Origin of the sequence: Chloracidobacterium sp., from assembly GCA_016716305.1 — a bacterium.
Classification (GTDB): Bacteria; Acidobacteriota; Blastocatellia; order Pyrinomonadales; family Pyrinomonadaceae; genus OLB17.
The window spans coordinates 2,830,849-2,849,790 of the sequence record JADJWP010000002.1 but is presented as its reverse complement, the minus strand read 5'-3'; the positions used below and the strand labels follow the sequence as shown (position 1 = coordinate 2,849,790).

The window sequence follows — 18,942 nt, the reverse complement described above, 5'->3', positions numbered from 1 at the left end:
ACTCACAGAAACCTTTCAGCGGAGTTACCAATAGATGAAACACCAATCTGCGCTTTTCTGCATGAACCGATCTTACTTCACCCTGCGATTGCTCTTTGGCTGCAGGTCAGCCGGCGATCGACTTAAAACCCGTTCTTCGCGAAGTGCGGTCCTGACGATCGCGGCTTTGCGGCTCTGCGGGATATTTCTAGCAGTAACGATCGCCGCCGTCTCACAGGTACCGACGCCGAAGGACGTACTCGGCTTCACGCCTGGTGATGACCGAAAGCTCGCCAGTTGGGCCCAGGTTGTCGACTATTTCAAAAAGCTCGACGCCGCCTCCGATCGGATGATCTTCGAAGAGATCGGCAAGACCACGATGGGTGCACCGTTCGTCTATGCGACCGTCAGCTCGCCCGAGAATATTAAAAACCTCGAGAAATACAAAGGCATCAACGACAAACTTGCCGACCCGCGTTGGGAATTGACATCAAGCTCGATACCACGAGATCGCGTTCGGCGATATATCGCCGATGGCAAGACCATCGTCCTGATCACGTTCGGGATCCACTCGACCGAGGTCGGCTCGACCCTATCGTCGATGCTCATCGCCCACCGACTGCTGAGTTCCGACGAGCCCGAGATAAAAAAGATCCTCGACAACACGATCATACTGCTCGTGCCCTCTCTCAACCCCGACGGCGTGGACATCGTCAAAAACTGGTACGACAAAACGCTCGGCACGCCGTACGAAGGCACCAATCCGCCCGAGCTTTATCACAAATACGTCGGCCACGATAACAATCGCGACTGGTACGCCTTCACGCAGGTCGAGACGCAGCTCACCGTCGACAAGATCCACAACGTCTGGCACCCGCAGATCGTCCACGACGTCCACCAGCAGGGAGCGAACGGAGCCCGGCTCTTTCTGCCGCCATATATGGATCCGGTCGAACCGAACGTGCCAAAACAGATCGTCGAAGGCTACACGGAACTTGGGCTTTGGATGGCCAACGACCTCCGCAAGAAAGGCCTGCAGGGGATAACGACCGGAACGACCTACGACGCCTGGACACCCGCACGCGCCTATTCGCACTATCACGGCGGCGTGAGGATTCTTTCAGAAACCGCATCCGCACGGCTCGCCACGCCGATCACCGTCAAGTTCGAAGACCTCCGCGGTGCCTCCGGCGGGCTCGACGCAAAGAAGGAATCGGACAAGTTCGGCCCGCTCTGGAAAGGGGGCGAATGGAAACTCCGCAACATCACCGATTACATGACCTCCGCCGCGTTCTCGCTGCTCACCCACGCTAGCGACAACCGCGAACGCTGGCTCTCGAGGTTTTATGAGATCGGGAAAGAAGCGGTGAGACCGAGGAAAGAAGGTGAACTCGAGGCGTTTGTTTTAGACCCGCTTTTTAGCATGAATCAATGGCATCTTGAACGCATCCTCAAAAGGGGCGGTGTGGAAATTAGCCAAGTTGGCAAGTTCGAGGCTTCTGGTCGCGAGTTCCCAAACAGAACAAAAGTAATTCGCCTAGACCAACCGTACGGAATGTTTGCAAAAGCACTGCTCGAACGGCAAAAGTATCCAGACCTTCTCGATTCAAAAGGACAGCCAATCGCTCCCTATGACGTAACAGCTCATAGCTTGCCCCTACTGTTTGGAACAAATCTCTGGCCTGTTCAAGCACCCTTCAAATTCCCTGAAGTTGTTACGGAACCTGGATTCGGATCTGGGACAGGCGCTGGGTCGGCCATTTGTGCAGGAGATTTCGACTATCGCATTTATCGATCAGAGGTTTCTTCGATGGACGAAGGTTGGACACGTTGGGTCATCAAAGAGAATGAACATGTTATTCGAATGAACCTACGCGACCGATGCAGAGTGTCGCAAGGTCCTATTCGGAACCGTGAGATTGTTTTCGGTCTCGCTAATACTGGAGTGAATACGATCATCTTCCCCGACCAATCGCCCAACCAGATCCTCAACGGCTATGCGAAAGGCACGATGCCGGATGAGTATACGGGCGGGGTCGGGAAAGAAGGCGTTGAGAATCTGAAGAAATTTGTCGAAGCGGGCGGGACGCTTGTTTTCCTGAACCGCTCGTCGCAGTTCGCGATCGAACAGTTCAACCTGCCGGTCAAAGACGTAACACGCGGCCTCAGCCGAAAGGAATTCTACATACCCGGCTCGATCCTCCGTACCGAACTCGACCTCTCGCACCCGATCGCCAAAGGTATGCCCCAGCAGTCGATCGCCTGGTTCGAGGACTCGCCCGCGTTTGAGTTCGTTCCGCACTCATTCACGAGCACCCGTCCGCCAACCGCGTGGGACGTGTTCCCGCGAGAGAACTTCAAGGTCATCGCCCGATACCCTTCGGACCCGAAGCAGATCCTCCTTTCCGGCTGGGCGCTTGGAGCCGAAAAGATAGCGGGGAAAGCCGCTCTGGTCGAGATCAAGGTCGGAAAAGGCAAGATCGTCCTCTTCGGATTCCGCCCGCAATACCGTGGGCAGAGCCTGGCGACCTTCCCGCTGCTGTTCAACGCGATATCGCAATAGCAGAGTTTTCGGTGTATTATGTCTGCGATCGTTCACCAACCGAATTGAGGAGAAGCCCTGAATGGACTTTATTTCGAGCACGAATCTATTGTTGCTTTTTGCGATAATTGGCGGCGTCGGATTTGTGTTTTTGCTCGCATCGCTCGTCCTCGGCGACATTTTCGAGATGTTCGGCGGCGAAGCGGATCTCGGAGGCGACAGCGGTGTTGATTTTGGGTTTCTCGATAGCCGCGTGATCGCCGTCTTTATCACGGCATTTGGCGGATTCGGATCGATCGCCGTTTGGTCCGGATTTGGTGCGGTCGCAAGTTCGATCGCCGGTCTGCTCGGCGGTGTCGTGTTCGGTGGTGTCGTGTCGGCATTCGGCCGCTTCCTGGTCGGCCAGCAGGCCTCGACAACCGTTACCGACTCAGATCTGGTCGGGCGAACGGCACAGGTCACGGTCACGATCAAACCCGGCGAGCTCGGCCAAATTACGACCCGCGTCGGCGACGAACGCGTCGAAAAGCTTGCCCGGACGTCTAGCGGCGGAGAGATCCGGCCCGGATCCGTCGTTAAAATTACGGCCGTGGCCGGCGACTCGGTGATCGTCACTGAGGAATCTTCTGAATAGGGCCAGCCGCGACATTTACGATCTTAAGCCCTTTACCTGAGGAATATTGCTATGGACCTTTTGTTTGACTACTCGACGCTGCTGATACCGATCGTGATCCTTGTGATCGTCGTTGCGGCCCTGATCGCGCTGATGCTGATCAGCCGCAATTATATCAAGGTGTCGCCAAATCAAGCGGCCGTAATTTCGGGCCGCAAACGAAAACTTGCCGATGGCTCGATCGCCGGTTATCGCCTGGTTCGCGGCGGTGCGACGCTCGTCTTTCCCTTTCTTGAAAAGGTCGAGTATCTGGATCTCAACGTAATCACCGTCCCGCTCGCAACCTCGCGTGCTTACACGGTGCAGGGCGTACCGGTCAGCGTAAAAGCAGTCGCAAACGTAAAGATAAAGGGCGACGACACGTCTCTGAGATCGGCGGCGGAACGCTTTCTGGGCATGCCGCAAGAGCAGTTTCATCGGCTCGTTTTCCAGACGCTTGAGGGCCACCTTCGTGCGATCCTCGGCACGCTCACCGTCGAAGAGATCAACAACGACCGCCAGTCTTTCGCGCAGAAGCTCACCACCGAGGCCGCCGGAGACCTCGAGAAAATGGGCATCGGGCTCGATGCTCTGACGATCCAGGAAATATCCGATGAAGAAGGCTACCTCGACGCGCTCGGCAAACGCCGAACTGCCGAAGTAAAACGCGATGCTGAGATCGGCCAGGCCGAGGCGAATCGCGATTCGAAGATAAAGGCCTCGCTTGCACTGCAAGAGGGCGAAAAGGTCCGGCTTGAGACCGAAGCCCAGATCGCCCAATCGCAACGCGAGACCGAAATACAAAAGGCGCAAGTGCAGGCCGAGATCGAGGCCGAACGTGCAAAAGCGAGCCAGGCCGGTCCGCTCGCCGACGCCAAGGCACAGCAGCAGGTGACCGCCGAAGAAGTTCGCGTCGAAAAGGTCCGGACGCAGGAAATGATCTCTGTTCAGGAACAGGAGGTCATGCGCAAAGAGAAAGAACTCGAGGCGACCGTCGTCAAGCAGGCCGAAGCCGACCGTAAAGCCGCGGTTCTTCGTGCCCAAGGCCTGCAGGAAGCAGCGATCCTCGAAGCCGAAGGCCGCAAACAGGCGCAGATCGCCACCGCCGAAGCCGAGGCTCAGACACTCGAACGAGAGGGACAGGGCCGAGCAGCCGCGGTCGCCGCCGAGGGCAAGGCAGAAGCAGAAAAGATACGCGCCGTCGGCCTCGCCGAAGCCGAGCGTCTCCAGGCAAAAGGCTTGGCCGAAGCAAAAGCGATCGAGGCACAAGGCCTTGCCGAAGCCGCCGCGATCAAGGAGAAGGCTGCCGCGTGGCGCGAGTTCAACGATGCTGCCCGCCTTCAGACGATCCTCGAAAAGCTGCCCTCGATAATCGAATCGTCGGCACCGGTATTTCAGGCCGTCGCGCAGCCGCTTGGCAATATCGACAAGGTCGTGATGATCGATCAGGGCGGCAACGGCGACGGTCACCAGAGCGGCATTAATCGTTTTGCTCAGACCGGCCCGACCGTGATCTTCTCGCTGCTTCAGCAGCTTCAGGCGCTCGGACTTAATTGGCCCGATGTTCTTGCGCAGCTTGGAATCGAGCAAACCGGTGAGAAAAGCGTTTCCCCGACAAAAGAATCGCCAAAGACGGCACCGCCTCCGCCGCCGAAACCGGTCGCCGATTAGCCAAGTCAAGAAAGCGGAAGCTCAGCTTCCGCTTCGTTTTTGCCAGCCCATCGACCATCAGTCGCGCGTTTCGGGTCGATTATCTCGTTTCGCCGTGCTAGTCTCTATCCTTTCGTACAATGAGGGAAGAGATAAGAGAAACACGTCTGGAAAATGGCCTGACGATCCTGACCGATAAGATGGCCGGTGTCCGATCGGTGACACTCGGGTTCTTTTACAGGGTCGGGTCGCGTCACGAACCGCTCGAACTGAACGGGATATCACATTTCATCGAACACACGGTCTTCAAGGGCACAGAACGCCGTTCAGCCCTAGAGATCGCCGTTGAGACCGATCGGCTCGGGGGCAATCTTGATGCCTTCACCACACACGAAGATACGGCTTTTGCGATGAAGATCATAGATGACCGCTTTGATCAGGCGTTCGACCTCATCGCCGATATGCTGACCTCTCCGCGATTCGACGAGATCGATCTCGAAAGCGAGCAGCGCGTGATCATCGAAGAGATGAAGATGATCGACGACTCGCCCGAAGAATATCTCGGTGATATTTTTCATTGCGCATTCTTTCCCGACCATCCGCTCGGGCTTTCTATCGCCGGAACGCCCGAAACCGTAAAACAGTTTGGCAGCGCAATGACGTCTGAATATCACCGGCGCTCCTTTTGCCCGTCGAATTTGGTCATTACGGCCGCGGGCAATATCTCGCATGACCGATTGGTCGAACGCGCTTCTGCGATGGATCTTCAAAGGTTTGCCGCGAACGAAACGCCGAACCCTTTCGACATCGCATTGCCCTCAGCTGCCGCCCCGATCATCGTCGAGCACAGATCGGAACTCGAACAGGCGCATCTTATAATCGCGTCGCCTTTTGTTAACGCCCGGGACGATCGCCGTTACGCTGCCGATCTGCTGACAAATATCATCGGCGGCGGCACCTCAAGCCGTTTATGGCAAAAGGTTCGTGAGGAACGCGGCCTCGCCTACAGCGTCGGCTCATCTGCAGTGCTTTTCAGCGACTGCGGAATGTTTTCGGTTTCGGCCGGAACGTCGCCCGAACAGGTCGGCGAGGTAGTGGATATTGTCATCGATGAGATGCGCTCGATCGTCAGGAACGGCATCCGCGCCGAAGAACTTCAGCTGATGAAAGATCAGGCTCGGGCCTCGGTCCTCCTCGGCCTTGAGGATTCTGCCACGCGTGCAGCGACGCTCGCTCATATGGAGATGACGCACGGCCGCCAGATACCGCTTGAAGAATCGCTCGCGAAACTTGCCGCGATCACGATGGACGACATTGTCGCGATCGCACGCGATTCTTTTCAGACCGAGGCCGTTGCATTCGCTGCCATCGGCGACTTTAGTGACTTTAAGATCGACCGTGACCGACTCACGATATAGCGATTCAATCCCCGACATTTCAGGCCTTGCATTTAAGTAGAAAAGTAGTATGTTTCCGCTGGAGGCGTTCGTATGACCACAAAGCGGTTATTCCTCTACTTGTTCATTGCTTCAGTTTTGCTTAGCGCGATCATCGGCATCGGTGTAATGCTGTTCGGCGATTTTGGCGAGTTTGAGACCAAGATCATGATGACAACGCTGACGGTCACGGTGACAAGTGTTCTCGGCCTCGCATGCGGCGCATGCATAGAAGCAGGAAAGGGCCGCATTATACCGATCGCGGGTATCGTTTTCGCGGTGATATCGGGTGCTCTCTGGTTGATCATGCTGTGGAGCGCTTTCGACACCAAAGCCCACTATTTTCCGCATTTCGTGATGTCCGCGACGCTGCTGGCATTTGCCTGCTCGCACGTCTCGCTTCTATCGCTCGCAACGCTCGACCGCCGGTTCGCCTGGTCGCTTATCGCCGTCCACGTATTTGTCTGGTCACTCACGGGCCTGACGTTGTGGGTCATCTGGGCTCACATTGACCCATCGGAGACGATGCTTGCCCGCATCATGGGAGTGCTTTCGATCGTGGTTGCCGCACTCACGGTTGTCACGCCGGTCTTTCACCGTCTTAGTGCGGGTGACGATGATCTCGCGAAGATCGACGCTGAGATCGAGAGATTGAAAGTCAAGATCGTCGAACTCGAGGAAAAGCGAAATGCTTCACTCGTTCGCGAACGGCCAGAGGACGATTCAAGATCAGAGGTCAGTTAGCGTAGTCGATCGGGTCGGCTATGCCCGCTTGTTCGAACCCGCGGAGTCTAAGTGCGCACGAATCGCATGTTCCGCAGGCTTGCTCCGAGCTTCGGTAGCACGACCATGTAAGATGCAGCGGGGCATTCAGGCTGACCGCCTTTCTTACGATCTCAGCCTTGGAGAAATGGATGATCGGCGTCCGTATCTCGATGCAGGATTCGGGCCTTGTTCCGGTGTCGATCACCTTTTGGAACGCCTGGTAAAACTCCGGCCGGCAATCCGGATAACCGCTCGAATCTTCCGCGACCGCGCCGATGTAGATACTCGTCGCGCCGATCGCCTCGGCCCAACTCGTCGCTATTGCAAGCATGTTCGCGTTGCGAAACGGCACATAGCTCGTTGGGATCTTCGTCGAATCAAGATCGGCCTCAGAAACATCGATACTGGGATCCGTTAACGACGAGCCGCCGATCTCAGCCAGATACTCGATCGAAACGTCCAGACGGATCGCGACGTCGTAGTGGTCCGCTATCTCATTGAACGCCCGGCGTTCGCGTTCCTCCGTCCTCTGGCCATAAGATAGGTGTAGCATCGCCAACACGTCATTCTCGGCCGCAGCCATTGCCGCCGTAACGCACGAATCCATCCCTCCTGACACAAGAACGATCGCTGTCACCTGGCAAGCCCTTCCTGTAATATCTGCGACAACCGCCAGATCAGTTCGTTGCCCATGTCGTCCATTATGTATTGTACGACCGGCATATCATCGACGGTGATCGCCATTGCAATCCGCCCCCGGCGGGTATAGACAATGCCAACGTCAGATCGCAGGCGGTCAAGCGAACCTGATTTTGATGCGACCGGCACGGTATCAAGCGCATTCCGGCCGATGCCGTCTTTGTATTGCTGTCGTCTGAGGATGGCGATCATCTCTGCAGAAGCCTCTTTCGAAACGACCTCGCCGCGCTCGAGCATTTCCAACAACCTCACCATATCTTTTGGGGACGATCGGCCGATACCAAAAAGCTTGTTCAAGGGTTCGTCATACGCCTTCGCATCGCCTCCGCCGCCGACCTTGCGCAGGGACAATGTGTCCTTCAGGCCGAGTTTTGCCATATGGTCGTTCACCGCGTTGCTTGTAACTTTGTCCAGCACTATGTTCGTCGCCGTATTGTCCGACAAGACGATCATGAGGTTGGTCGCCGTTCTCAGATCGATCTTCGAACCATCAGTGAATTCACCCAGGATGCCTGAACCGCCGACCTTATTTTGTTTGCTGATTACGATCTCATCGGTCCAGGCGATCTTGCCCTCGGCAACCTGCCGAAATACCTCGGTCATTATCGGCAGCTTTATAGTGCTTGCCGTACGGACCTGTTCATCCGACCGCAGGCCGTAATCCTTTCCCGTGTCGAGGTTCTTCGCATAGATCCAAACCTTGCCCTTGAAATCACCGATCGCGGCTTGGACTCTTGCGTCGATCGACTGCGGTGCGGCAGATCCAGGCCTCGACTGAGCAGAACCGATCGAACTCAGGATCCCTAAGATAGCGACTAAGCAAGTTGATCTCCAGACATTCATATTCATATAGATCGTACGTTGGGACGTGAAATTCAAACGCCTCTCGCGTCCGCTCCCCAGATGTATTTATGCAATTGAAGATTCAGGCGTACCCTTAACTGGCTGCGAGAAACGGCCTCGGCGATCTCGGCAAGATTCTCAATGCCGTAAACCGGCGATATCAAAACGTTTTTTGCCCGGGTCTCAAGTGCGTATTTAGCTATAATGTCCTTCGCATACTCCCAATCCGCAAGATCTGCGACGACAAACTTCACCTCATCCTTGTCCTGCCGAAGCCATTCCAGGTTCGGCCAGTGGTTTCTGTCGGACTCGCCCGAAGCGGGGCATTTTACGTCGAGAATGATACTTGCACGCGAATCGACCATTTCCGTTGACACGAAACCGCCGGTCTCGATCAGAACCTCATAATTCCGATTGCAAAGCGAAGTGATGAACGAAAATACATTGTTTTGAGCTAGCGGCTCACCGCCGGTGATCTCTACAAGGTTGCATCCGAATTCGTCGAGCCGTGTCAGTATCGCCTCGAACGACATCCTTTCGCCGCCTGTGAAAGTATATTCGCTGTCGCACCAGACACACCGCATCGGGCAGCCCGTCAGCCGGACGAATGAACACGGACGGCCGGCATGCGACGACTCGCCCTGAATCGAAAGGAATATTTCGGTTATTCGAAGCTCGGTCAAAATTGCTGACTAGCTTAGCACAAATGGAGGTTTCAAAATTAGAAGAGCCTAAGCAGAATTGCTTTCAATAGCTCCTTATGTCTGCAACACCGAACTTTACCTCACGAACGTATTCGGGATCGGGCGGCCGGTGGCGGCGCCGAACGGGATGATCTGTGTCCTCGAGGCCGAGCCGAGCGTGAACCACGTCGCCGATGAGACGGCCTGGCCACCGCAGCACCGCTCGCGGCCTATCTACGCCCGCCGATTTAACATTACATGGGCCCATTGCAGATCATGAAAATCGCTGCAGATCGCGCAGATCGGCAATTGATCTGGCTGCGACATGGTCCAAGATCGAGGTGTGAGAGTTGAACGGAAAATTTGGCGGATGAAATACGCCTCGATTTCACGTGTTTCAGTCGCAAAGTATGTTTCATGGAAACACACGTACTCCGCGGTGAAACGAAACAAGCAAAACACCGACGCTGCTATCGTTGGTAATAGATCAACAGCGGGCCGTCCATACTTTTATCGACCGATTCACTTCATTGTAGTCGCCGCTCTTTGCCGCTTTCTCAGTTTCAGATACACTTCCGTTATATGCGACAGCAGCTAAAACGATTCATCGAGCAAATGGAGAAGAACTCCATCGCCATTTTCCCAGCCGCACACGAGGTAACGCGGAGTTATGATACGGAGTTCAAGTTTCATCAAGATCCGGATTTCTATTATCTGACTGGCTTCCCCGAGCCTGATGCGATCGCGGTTGTCGACCCCCAGAATTCAAAGTCGCCATACACGCTCTACGTCCGTCCGCGCGATCCGTTGATGGAGACATGGTACGGCCGCCGCGAGGGAGTCGAAGGAGCAGTAAAGAATTATGGCGCCAGCCGAGCAATTTCGATAGATAGGTTTGCCGCCGATCTGCCTAAGATCCTTGATGGTCGCGAAAAACTCTATTACCGCTTTGCGGTCGATAAAGCACTTGACCAGCAGATCTTGCAGCACCTTTCGGGCCAGCGTGTGCGCCGGCTCAAGACCGCTTATCCGCCGCATACGATTATCGACCCGACGATCATTACCGGAGAGATGCGTCTCCATAAATCGCCCGAAGAGGTAGAACTGATGCAGGTCTCGGCCAACATCGCCGCCGACGCACATATTTTGGCGATGAAAAAGGTCAAACCTGGAATGAACGAGGGTCAGGTCGAAGCCATGATGGAAGCGTTTATGAAAGACAAAGGTGCGTCGGGCGTCGCTTACAACTCGATCGTCGGCGGCGGAGCTAATGCGACCATCCTGCACTACATCGAGAACAACATGCCGCTGAAAGACGGCGATCTTATCCTTATCGACGCTGGAGCGCAGTATAAAGGATACGCGTCCGACATCACGCGGACTTTCCCTGTAAATGGTAAGTACACGCCGGCCCAACGCGAGGTTTACGACGTTGTGTTGGATGTTCAGCTGAAGTGCATCGAAGCGACCAAGACCGGCAACACGGTCAAAAAGCGACAGGAATTTTCGATCGAGCTCTTGACCGAAGGAATGGTAAAGCTCGGATTGCTAAAGGGCAAAACGGCAGACCTTATCAAGAAAAAGGCCTACTTGAAATACTACATGCATGGAGTTGGCCACTATCTCGGCCTCGATGTCCACGATGCGGGCCGCTACTTTTCCGATCAGGAAGCAAAGCACTCACGGCCGTTCGCACCAGGGATGGTTCTGACCGTGGAGCCCGGAATTTACGTACCACCGGATGATAAGTCTGCTCCGGCGAAGTATCGCGGGATCGGGATCCGGATTGAAGATGACGTACTCGTGACGGAAGACGGCAACCGAAATCTAACTTCAAAGGTCACAAAAGATCCTGACGAGATCGAAGCACTTATGAACTCGAAGCGGAGATAGTTTTAGCCCAATTATTCATTTCATCGACCCTGCAGTGATCGGGGTCGATTTTTTTGGAACATTGTTGGTTTTATTTGTATCATTTCCAAATGCTCTGCAACTTCTTGTGATTTCGACGGAAAGCGGCTTTCCCCTGTTTATCGCGAGTCACTGTTTTTTAGTTATTGAGTTTATTAAGGATTGCTGTTATGCCCACACGACGTTCCCGCCTTAGGCGTGTCTGTTTTGCTTGCTTTTTCCTTCTCGGTTTCTCGATATCCGTTGGAGCACATGAGGGTCACCGTGACCGAAACGGCCGTGGATCAAAGGTAGAGGAGCATCTAAAGACCGATTTCGGATTCAAGGGCTTTCGCGAACTTAACAAGCAGCTGCACGAAGATTTTCTTTCATTCGATAACCGTGAAAATCTCGCGATCGCGGCTAACACACATCAGTCACCGTTTAGTCTTAACGGCCATTTGACCGGTGCCTGGTCGCCGACGTTTTCACTTCCGCTTGTTCCGATACATGTGATGCTTCTCACCAACGGCAAGCTTCTTATGTGGGATTCCGTTGGCGACCTCCCGGCCGAAGATTATCCGGAACACAACCAGACGCGCGCCGCAATATGGGATCCGAATACTAACTTTGTTACGACAGTCAACAACACATCTGGATATAATATTTTTTGCGCAGGATTTGCTCATTTACCAGACGGAACGCCATTCCTAGCAGGCGGAAATCGCAGCCGTTTTCTAGATGGAACTAACACAACACACTTTTTTGATCAGTCGACCAATTCATGGTCATTGGGTCCGTTTATGAGCAACTACCGATGGTATCCAACAGTAACCCCCTTAGCTAATGGCGAAATGTTGATCACGTCTGGTTACCCTGATACGCACGAGGTTTATTCGACGAGCGGAACATTGCGAACTTTGAGTACTGCAACATGGTGGATGCCGCTTTATCCCTGGCTTCAGGCGGCTCCGAATGGGAAGGCATTTTATTTCGGGCCGAACGATGTGATGCGCTATCTGGATCCAAACGGAACCGGTGCATGGTCATCGAATTGGTCACGGGACGGAATATGGCGTGAATATGGTTCGTATGCGATGTATGACATCGGCAAGATCGTAGCAAGCGGCGGCGATAGTTCAAGTCGGACGACCGTGCATATTGACATCCGGAATCCGAACATTCCACCAGTCGTAACAAATCCTTCGAATATGATTCACCGGAGACGCCAGCATAATCTGACGATTTTGCCTGACGGATCCGTGCTCGCTACAGGAGGAAATTCCTCGGGTGCGGATCTCCTGGATATCAATAACAACGTTTACGAGGCGGAATTGTGGAATCCAGTGACGCAGACTTGGCGGGCACTTTCGAGTGCCGATAAGATCCGACAATATCATTCAACCGCGATCTTGTTGCCCGATGCCCGTGTTTTTACAGGCGGAGGAGGAATATGCGGCGACTGCTTTGATAACAATTATCTTGAGAAGAATTTGGAGATCTATACACCGCCGTATCTTTTCGACCAGGACGGTTCAGGTAATCTCGCGGCTCGCCCATCGATCGCTGCTGCACCAACAACCGTTACTTACGATCAGTCTTTTAGCATCGCGACGCCCGACGCGGAGACGATTTCTCAGGTAGTCATGATGCGTGTATCGTCCGTAACTCACTCGATCGACTTTGAACAACGCCGAGTCCCGCTTTTCTTCAACCTTGCTGGAGAAAGCGCTATCGGAACAGGTTTGACAGTAAAGGCTCCGCCAAATTCCAATATCGCGCCGCCAGGCTATTACATGCTCTTTTTGATCGATTCGAGTGGTGTACCGTCGGTAGCCGAGATGGTGAGAGTGGAATACGGATCTGATCTTGGTGCCCCTTTGATCGTCGAATCATACGGTGGACAAAGCCAAGTGACGCTTTCGTGGATCCCAGTCCTTGGTGCGACCGGCTATACGATCAAATACGGGACGTCTTCTGGAAACTATACTGATACCGTTCAGGTTGGAAGTGTGACGACTGCCACAATAATGAACCTCCCGGTTTCGCAATATTATTTCGTCGTCAGTGCTTCCGGCAACTCTGTTGTTGGCGGCAATTCGAACGAGGTCGTTGTTTCGAATGTCGGGCCGACGTCGGCTGCGGTCGAGCTTTCTGGTAGAGTGTTAGGACCCAACGGTGTGGGGATCCCGAATGCTCGTGTACGACTCCAAGGTCAAGACGGCGAATACCAGCGAAACGCGATCACGAACTCGTTCGGATATTATGCGTTCCGGGATTTAGAATCGGGCGGTGCATACATCGTTTCTGTTGAATCGAAACGTCATTCCTTTCAAGAGCCAACGCGATTTGTAACTGCGAACGAGAATCTATCGAACATCGATTTTGTCAGTGATCCGTGGTAATAATTAGATCGGAGTCTTGAGTTTTGTTTTCTTATTTGCTCGGCAGCCGCAATCCGTAATGAACCTTAGCCTTATCGCTTCAAACTTGCCGATGTTATTTTGTTCGCTGTTTGTTGCGATCCTCTTTTTGCAGTCCGGATTCGACAAGCTGTTTGATTGGAAGAGCAATCTCGATTGGCTGACAGAACACTTCGCGAAGTCAATTTTCGCTGGATCGGTTTCGATGATGTTGGCAACGCTCACACTGTTAGAGATCGCCACAGGCTTCCTCGCCGCCGCAGGCCTGATCTATCAGATCGCGACCGGATCTGCCTATCTGGTTTTCGTCGCGTCGATCGTTGGAGCGACCACGTTGACCGCACTGTTCTTCGGACAACGTGTAGCGAGAGACTATCCCGGTGCTGCGGTTCTTGTGCCTTATTTCTTGTTGATGCTTACGATGATGTATCTGTCTAACCCGTTCAAGCCGAATTAAAGAGGAAAGCCCTTAATAAGTCGCCCGTTTTCCACCCTCCACCCGCTTGATCAACCTTTTGATCTCGGCTTGATCGAGATCGTGGCGATATACTGCTCTTTCACGGTCGCATCATTTTCCTTTCTATTCGGTTCCAACGACCTTAGTTCGACCACGAAGCCATCGTATTCGATCGACTGATGCGATCCATTGGTTTCGATCTCATATTCGCAGCTGTTGTCATTTTCAATTATCGCGATCTTTATCCTGGCAGTACCGGCCCAAATACAATTCACTCCTTCCGGGCATCGAGAATCCTCGATCACGTCAAGAAATTTTATCTTCAATTTACCACCATCGAATCGTTTGGTCTTGCCAAAGGTGACCTTCAGTTCATTCGCGTCTTGAGCAAGCGTAGACATTGATGCGAGGGAAAGAACCACAACGATCGTGAGTGCAAGTAGCTTCATAGTGTTGGGACGCCTTTGGGCGGATCGCTCCAAAAGGTCAGACGGCGAAGATCGCTTCACGGTTGCAGACTATTTCGAGGTTTGCAGGTTAATCTTTAACCCGTACGCCGACTTTGCATCGACCGTCTAACATACCATTATTGCGTTGCTGCGGCTCCGCCAGATCGGAGTTTCGCGATAATTGCGTTCGCAAACTCAGCTGTCTTTGCCGTTCCCCCCAGATCTTTAGTTATCGTAGCTCCTTCAGCAAATACCTCAAGCAACGCTGATTCGAAGGCCCGTGCTGCCTCTCGCTCTCCGATGTGCAGGAGCATCTGGATCGCCGAAAGCATTATCGCCGTTGGATTTGCGATCCCTTGGCCGGCGATGTCCGGAGCTGAGCCATGGACCGCCTCGAAAACCGCTCCTTGTTCGCCGATATTTGCACCCGGTGCAAGCCCGAGTCCCCCGATGAGGCCCGCACAAAGATCTGACAATATGTCGCCGTAGAGATTCTCCATTACCAATACATCGAACTGTTCTGGACGCATTACAAGCTGCATACAGCAATTGTCAATGATCTTATCGTCGGCTTCGATCTCGGGAAAATCCTTGGCAACATTGTGGAAACACTCGAGAAAAAGCCCGTCAGAAAGCTTCATGATATTTGCTTTATGAACGGCTGTGACCTTCTTTCGTCCGTTATCGCGCGCATATTCAAATGCATAACGTGCGATACGGGTTGATGCCTTTTCCGTGATGACCTTCAGGCTCTCGACCACACCTGGAATGACGACATGCTCGATCCCAGAGTAAAGTCCTTCGGTGTTTTCACGGACTATCACCAGATCCAATTCGGGATAACGGCATTCGACATTTGGTAGAGCCTTAACGGGCCGGACGTTTGCATATAGATCCAGAGCCTTTCGCAAGCCAACATTGACCGATGTGAATCCTTTGCCGACAGGTGTCATGACCGGGCCTTTCAGTGCGACACGATTCTTCTTTATCGAATCGATCGCGGAGTCGGGCAACGTCGTCCCGTATTTCTCGAGGGCTTGTGCCCCGAGAATATGGGTCTCCCATTCGACGTCGATCCCTGTTGATTCGATTACGCGAACCGTTGCTGCAATGATCTCTGGGCCAATGCCATCTCCCGGAATAAGTGTGATTGTGTGTTTCATAAATTCAGAAGATCGTATGTTTCCTTTACAATCATTTTATGGTCTGCAAACGATTTTCCAAAAAGGGCAAATTGCATTGACGATGATCACCGACGTTTTGATCGTTGGCGGAGGCGTGATCGGACTCAGTATAGCCCGAGAACTGCACCGTCGCGGGATTCGGAAAATCACTATAGTTGAAAAAGGCAGATGCGGCTTAGAGGCGTCATGGGCCGCTGCGGGAATGCTGGCACCGAACTCTGAAACAGAAGTCGTTGACGACTTTTACCGCCTATGCAATGAATCGAATAGCATGTACCCAGGTTTTGCCAATTGCTTGATGGGCGAGACCGGCATCGATATCGAGCTCGATCAGAACGGAACACTTTTTCTTGGCTTCACTGAAGAGGACGAGATCAAACTCGCCGCTCGCATTCAAGATCAGAGAAAGGCTGGGATCGACGCCATTGAGCTGGAGCGGCAGGAAGTTTTCGAATTTGAGCCATTTCTATCACCAAATGTGAGAGGTGGAATTTTCTATCCATCGGATGGACATGTCGAGAATCGTAAGCTTCTTGCTGCTCTTTGCGTCTTTGCCAAGTCGAACGGGATCGATATCGTCGAGAATATTTCGGTCGATTCGATAAAAATTGAAAAAGGGCGGGTGGTGGCCGTAAGTTCGTCAGAGGAACCTTTTGCAGCCGATGTGGTCGTGTTGGCAACGGGCGCGTGGACCTCGTTCATCAAACTTGGTCCAGATCTTTGCCGGCTTCCGTTGAAACCGATCCGTGGACAAATGCAGTGTTATCCGTCCGGCGAGATCAATGTCCATCACGTGGTTTACAGTCCTCGTGGTTACGTAGTGCCTCGAAGAGACGGGCGTATTCTTACAGGGGCAACGATCGGCGATGTTGGGTTCAACAAGCTGGTCGATCCATTGGAATCTGTCATGCTGAAACGGGCCGCAACAGAGATCATTCCGGCCCTTTCGCCTCTCACACCGTCGGGAGAATGGGCGGGCCTTAGGCCGTTTGCTCCTGACGGACTCCCTGTTATTGGTAAAATCGAAGGTCTGGATGGCCTGTTTGTTGCTTCTGGACATTATCGCAACGGCATCTTGCTCGCGCCGATAACAGCAAAGCTAATGGTCGAAATAATTCTAGATGGCTCGAATCAGGTCTTCAACGGAGCATTTAGCCCTTCGCGATTCTGGTCAAAGCAGAACGTCACTATAAACTAGTAAATTGAAATATGTTTCGTTGTGCCCCGATCGCTTTTCTGCTACTGGCTGTGTTGTCCGCAAGCCCGCAGTCTCGGCGTGTTGCTCCGGCGACCGTTCCGCCCTTAAGTGACGGTAGCAACATTCGATCAGATCTATCCGCTAAGGACATGTTTGATGAGGCAAATGCGTATTCGCGGATTAAGTTTGCGGAATTTGAACAGAAAAAGATCCCTGTAAGCGAGTCTCTGCGGTTGCAGACGGAACGCGAAAAGAAACAGTTGGCTGCAAAGTACGCAGCCATGCTTAACGCACGCAGCGAGGTTACCGCCGAGGATCTGTATTATCTCGGTTTACTGCATTGGATCGCCGAAAATCTTGAGTTTACGGCTGAGACATTCGAGCGATATCTGCGATCGGGGGGCCGTGAGCCGGAAAAATCACAGCGCGGCCGCTCATTGATCGTCGTAGCGAATGCCAAATCAAAACGGCTCGATCGTGCGGTCAGTGTATTGAATGACTACCAACGGTCGACACCTATAAAGCTCACGGAAGTCGCGAGAATGCATAGCGAGATCGCGAAGTCGTATCTGGCTGAGCGAAAATATGAGGACGCCGGCCCTTACGCTGAACAAGCGTATCGCGCGGCAAAGGCACTGATCACCGAACCGGCAGCTCGATCTCGCGGGCTCGATGAATTGCTCGATGCCGGCATGCTGGTTTTTGAGGCTTATCGGGAACAATCGAACATAAAACAGGCCGATGCAGTTCTGTTAGATATGCGTATGATCGCGGCAACCATTGGATCACCGACATTCTATTTTTATGCAGCCGACAAGCTGATCACCTATCAGATCGAGAGTGGCCGCAAACCAGTCGCGCTTGAAACTTACCTTTCAACGCTTATCGACGCCGGAAGGTCTTTCCAGATAAAGGGGCAGCAGAATGATGTATTGCAGCGTCTGAAAAAACGCGAGAAACACTATAAGATGCTGGGTGATCCCGCATTCGAATTGCTCAACATTGATAAGTGGTTTCCCGGGGAAGCGAGAACCCTGGCATCAATGCGTGGAAAGGTGGTCTTGCTGGATTTCTGGGCTACCTGGTGTGCCCCGTGCTACGACGCATTTCCTCATCTTTCCGAGTGGCATCGTGATTTTGCCGACCAGGGATTCGTCGTTCTCGGTGTCACACGCTATTACGGCAGGGCAGATGGACCCTCTGTCGACAATCAGACCGAGATCGAGTTTCTAAAGCGATTTCGAGTTAAGCACGGCCTGCCGTACGATCTCGTTGTCGCTAAGGACCAACAGGCTCAATTACAGTATGCGGCCACGGCATTGCCTACCGCGGTACTGATCGATCGCAAAGGTATCATCCGTTATATCGAAACTGGTTCCAGTTCAAGCCGTCTCGACGAGATGCGCCAAATGGTCGTGAAACTACTAGCCGAACGATAATCAGATGGCAAAGGACAATGCAAAGGCCAGCAAGAGCAAGACTCAGGGGTTTTACGACCGTATTGCGGATTTTCATAATATCGCTCTCAAGCTCAATGGCTATCGCGCTTCGGTCGCGAAATATTTGCGTTCGTTAGACCTTGATGTGAGCACTGACTCGATGATCTTGGACGCCGGAAGCGGGACCGGTATCGTGACACTTGGTTATCTTGATTCCGGTTTGCTGTCCAAAAACATCATCGCTTTTGATCTCTCGCACAAGTCTCTCAAACTGGCATCGGAACAATTTGCGAAACGCGGCGCCAGTTACGTCGAAGTTGTGCAGGGAAACATTCTCGAATTGCCGTTTCCGGACGAGAGTTTCGATCTTATCCTGACCTGCGGTGTGCTTGAATATGTGTCGCTTGACGCAGGTTTGGCAGAGATGGCCCGGGTATTAAGACCTGGCCAAAAATTGGTCTTGATCCCGGTCAAACCTTCGATCGTCGGCTCGGTCCTGGAGTATCTGTATAAATTCAAGATACATCCGATCGAAAATGTACGATCGACTTCAGAGCGTTACTTTAATATAGTCAGCAATCATGAATTTCCGTTAAAAGAACCGATCGCCTGGTCAAAGACGATCTTCCTGCTCGAGAAAAAATGAACCGGCC

The 18,942-nt window shown here is 53.0% G+C and carries 17 protein-coding genes; 12 read left to right on the top strand and 5 right to left on the bottom strand.

Annotated elements, in window-relative coordinates; translation table 11 throughout:
- The first annotated feature begins 34 nt into the window (after window positions 1–34).
- The 5 genes from IPM28_14955 (at window position 35) to IPM28_14935 (ending at window position 7,003) form a co-directional block, all read left to right on the top strand.
- Window positions 35–2,542 carry a hypothetical protein gene (locus IPM28_14955; GenBank protein MBK9174281.1) on the top strand — a complete coding sequence of 836 codons (2,508 nt, stop codon included), beginning with the start codon at window positions 35–37 and terminating at the stop codon, window positions 2,540–2,542.
- 61 nt (window positions 2,543–2,603) lie between these two features.
- Entirely contained in the window at window positions 2,604–3,155 is a 552-nt protein-coding gene (locus IPM28_14950; GenBank protein ID MBK9174280.1) for a hypothetical protein, read from the top strand.
- A 51-nt stretch (window positions 3,156–3,206) separates the two neighbouring features.
- Window positions 3,207–4,844, top strand: coding sequence for a flotillin family protein (locus tag IPM28_14945; protein ID MBK9174279.1), 1,638 nt, complete (start codon window positions 3,207–3,209; stop codon window positions 4,842–4,844).
- A 119-nt stretch (window positions 4,845–4,963) separates the two neighbouring features.
- Entirely contained in the window at window positions 4,964–6,241 is a 1,278-nt protein-coding gene (locus IPM28_14940) for an insulinase family protein (protein MBK9174278.1), read from the top strand.
- 72 nt (window positions 6,242–6,313) lie between these two features.
- Window positions 6,314–7,003: a hypothetical protein gene (locus IPM28_14935; protein MBK9174277.1), complete on the top strand. Its 690-nt coding sequence runs from the start codon at window positions 6,314–6,316 to the stop codon at window positions 7,001–7,003.
- Here the strand turns inward: IPM28_14935 and queC are convergent.
- The 3 genes from queC to IPM28_14920 are packed head-to-tail and all read right to left on the bottom strand — an operon-like array spanning window position 6,996 to window position 9,249.
- Complete coding sequence (gene queC, locus IPM28_14930) at window positions 6,996–7,661, bottom strand: 7-cyano-7-deazaguanine synthase QueC (GenBank protein ID MBK9174276.1); 666 nt, start codon at window positions 7,659–7,661, stop codon at window positions 6,996–6,998. The two genes, IPM28_14935 and queC, sit on opposite strands and share 8 nt — an antisense overlap.
- The gene (locus tag IPM28_14925; GenBank protein MBK9174275.1) at window positions 7,658–8,566 is read right to left on the bottom strand and encodes a serine hydrolase; all 909 of its coding nucleotides are present in this window, start codon (window positions 8,564–8,566) and stop codon (window positions 7,658–7,660) included. Before IPM28_14925 ends, queC begins: the two co-directional genes overlap by 4 nt.
- Before the next feature lie 32 nt (window positions 8,567–8,598).
- Window positions 8,599–9,249, bottom strand: coding sequence for a radical SAM protein (locus IPM28_14920; protein ID MBK9174274.1), 651 nt, complete (start codon window positions 9,247–9,249; stop codon window positions 8,599–8,601).
- 58 nt (window positions 9,250–9,307) lie between these two features.
- Here IPM28_14920 and IPM28_14915 point away from each other — a divergent pair, with 58 nt between their 5' ends.
- The 4 genes from IPM28_14915 (at window position 9,308) to IPM28_14900 (ending at window position 14,019) form a co-directional block, all read left to right on the top strand.
- Window positions 9,308–9,529 carry a hypothetical protein gene (locus IPM28_14915; GenBank protein ID MBK9174273.1) on the top strand — a complete coding sequence of 74 codons (222 nt, stop codon included), beginning with the start codon at window positions 9,308–9,310 and terminating at the stop codon, window positions 9,527–9,529.
- A 302-nt stretch (window positions 9,530–9,831) separates the two neighbouring features.
- Entirely contained in the window at window positions 9,832–11,142 is a 1,311-nt protein-coding gene (locus tag IPM28_14910) for an aminopeptidase P N-terminal domain-containing protein (GenBank protein MBK9174272.1), read from the top strand.
- A gap of 188 nt (window positions 11,143–11,330) precedes the next feature.
- Entirely contained in the window at window positions 11,331–13,544 is a 2,214-nt protein-coding gene (locus tag IPM28_14905) for a DUF1929 domain-containing protein (GenBank protein ID MBK9174271.1), read from the top strand.
- Window positions 13,545–13,602: 58 nt separating this feature from the next.
- Window positions 13,603–14,019: a DoxX family protein gene (locus tag IPM28_14900; protein MBK9174270.1), complete on the top strand. Its 417-nt coding sequence runs from the start codon at window positions 13,603–13,605 to the stop codon at window positions 14,017–14,019.
- 50 nt (window positions 14,020–14,069) lie between these two features.
- Here IPM28_14900 and IPM28_14895 read toward each other — a convergent pair whose 3' ends face one another.
- Entirely contained in the window at window positions 14,070–14,468 is a 399-nt protein-coding gene (locus IPM28_14895; protein MBK9174269.1) for a hypothetical protein, read from the bottom strand.
- A gap of 137 nt (window positions 14,469–14,605) precedes the next feature.
- On the bottom strand, window positions 14,606–15,631 hold the full coding sequence (locus IPM28_14890) for an isocitrate dehydrogenase (NAD(+)) (GenBank protein ID MBK9174268.1): 1,026 nt from the start codon (window positions 15,629–15,631) through the stop codon (window positions 14,606–14,608).
- Window positions 15,632–15,713: 82 nt separating this feature from the next.
- Here IPM28_14890 and thiO point away from each other — a divergent pair, with 82 nt between their 5' ends.
- The 3 genes from thiO (at window position 15,714) to IPM28_14875 (ending at window position 18,935) form a co-directional block, all read left to right on the top strand.
- A complete protein-coding gene (gene thiO / locus IPM28_14885; protein ID MBK9174267.1) occupies window positions 15,714–16,850 on the top strand; it encodes a glycine oxidase ThiO in 1,137 nt (378 codons plus the stop codon).
- Between the two features lie 149 nt (window positions 16,851–16,999).
- The gene (locus tag IPM28_14880; protein ID MBK9174266.1) at window positions 17,000–18,289 is read left to right on the top strand and encodes a TlpA family protein disulfide reductase; all 1,290 of its coding nucleotides are present in this window, start codon (window positions 17,000–17,002) and stop codon (window positions 18,287–18,289) included.
- Window positions 18,290–18,293: 4 nt separating this feature from the next.
- On the top strand, window positions 18,294–18,935 hold the full coding sequence (locus tag IPM28_14875) for a class I SAM-dependent methyltransferase (GenBank protein MBK9174265.1): 642 nt from the start codon (window positions 18,294–18,296) through the stop codon (window positions 18,933–18,935).
- Window positions 18,936–18,942 lie beyond the last annotated feature (7 nt).

What these genes read in the sequence shown, in the direction of transcription:
- IPM28_14955 (MBK9174281.1), top strand. Translation starts at nt 35, where the DNA reads ATGAAACACCAATCTGCGCTTTTCTGCATGAACCGATCTTACTTCACC.
- IPM28_14950 (MBK9174280.1), top strand. Translation starts at nt 2,604, where the DNA reads ATGGACTTTATTTCGAGCACGAATCTATTGTTGCTTTTTGCGATAATT.
- IPM28_14945 (MBK9174279.1), top strand. Translation starts at nt 3,207, where the DNA reads ATGGACCTTTTGTTTGACTACTCGACGCTGCTGATACCGATCGTGATC.
- IPM28_14940 (MBK9174278.1), top strand. Translation starts at nt 4,964, where the DNA reads ATGAGGGAAGAGATAAGAGAAACACGTCTGGAAAATGGCCTGACGATC.
- IPM28_14935 (MBK9174277.1), top strand. Translation starts at nt 6,314, where the DNA reads ATGACCACAAAGCGGTTATTCCTCTACTTGTTCATTGCTTCAGTTTTG.
- IPM28_14925 (MBK9174275.1), bottom strand. Translation starts at nt 8,566, where the DNA reads ATGAATGTCTGGAGATCAACTTGCTTAGTCGCTATCTTAGGGATCCTG.
- IPM28_14910 (MBK9174272.1), top strand. Translation starts at nt 9,832, where the DNA reads ATGCGACAGCAGCTAAAACGATTCATCGAGCAAATGGAGAAGAACTCC.
- IPM28_14905 (MBK9174271.1), top strand. Translation starts at nt 11,331, where the DNA reads ATGCCCACACGACGTTCCCGCCTTAGGCGTGTCTGTTTTGCTTGCTTT.
- IPM28_14900 (MBK9174270.1), top strand. Translation starts at nt 13,603, where the DNA reads ATGAACCTTAGCCTTATCGCTTCAAACTTGCCGATGTTATTTTGTTCG.
- IPM28_14895 (MBK9174269.1), bottom strand. Translation starts at nt 14,468, where the DNA reads ATGAAGCTACTTGCACTCACGATCGTTGTGGTTCTTTCCCTCGCATCA.
- IPM28_14890 (MBK9174268.1), bottom strand. Translation starts at nt 15,631, where the DNA reads ATGAAACACACAATCACACTTATTCCGGGAGATGGCATTGGCCCAGAG.
- thiO (MBK9174267.1), top strand. Translation starts at nt 15,714, where the DNA reads ATGATCACCGACGTTTTGATCGTTGGCGGAGGCGTGATCGGACTCAGT.
- IPM28_14880 (MBK9174266.1), top strand. Translation starts at nt 17,000, where the DNA reads ATGTTTGATGAGGCAAATGCGTATTCGCGGATTAAGTTTGCGGAATTT.
- IPM28_14875 (MBK9174265.1), top strand. Translation starts at nt 18,294, where the DNA reads ATGGCAAAGGACAATGCAAAGGCCAGCAAGAGCAAGACTCAGGGGTTT.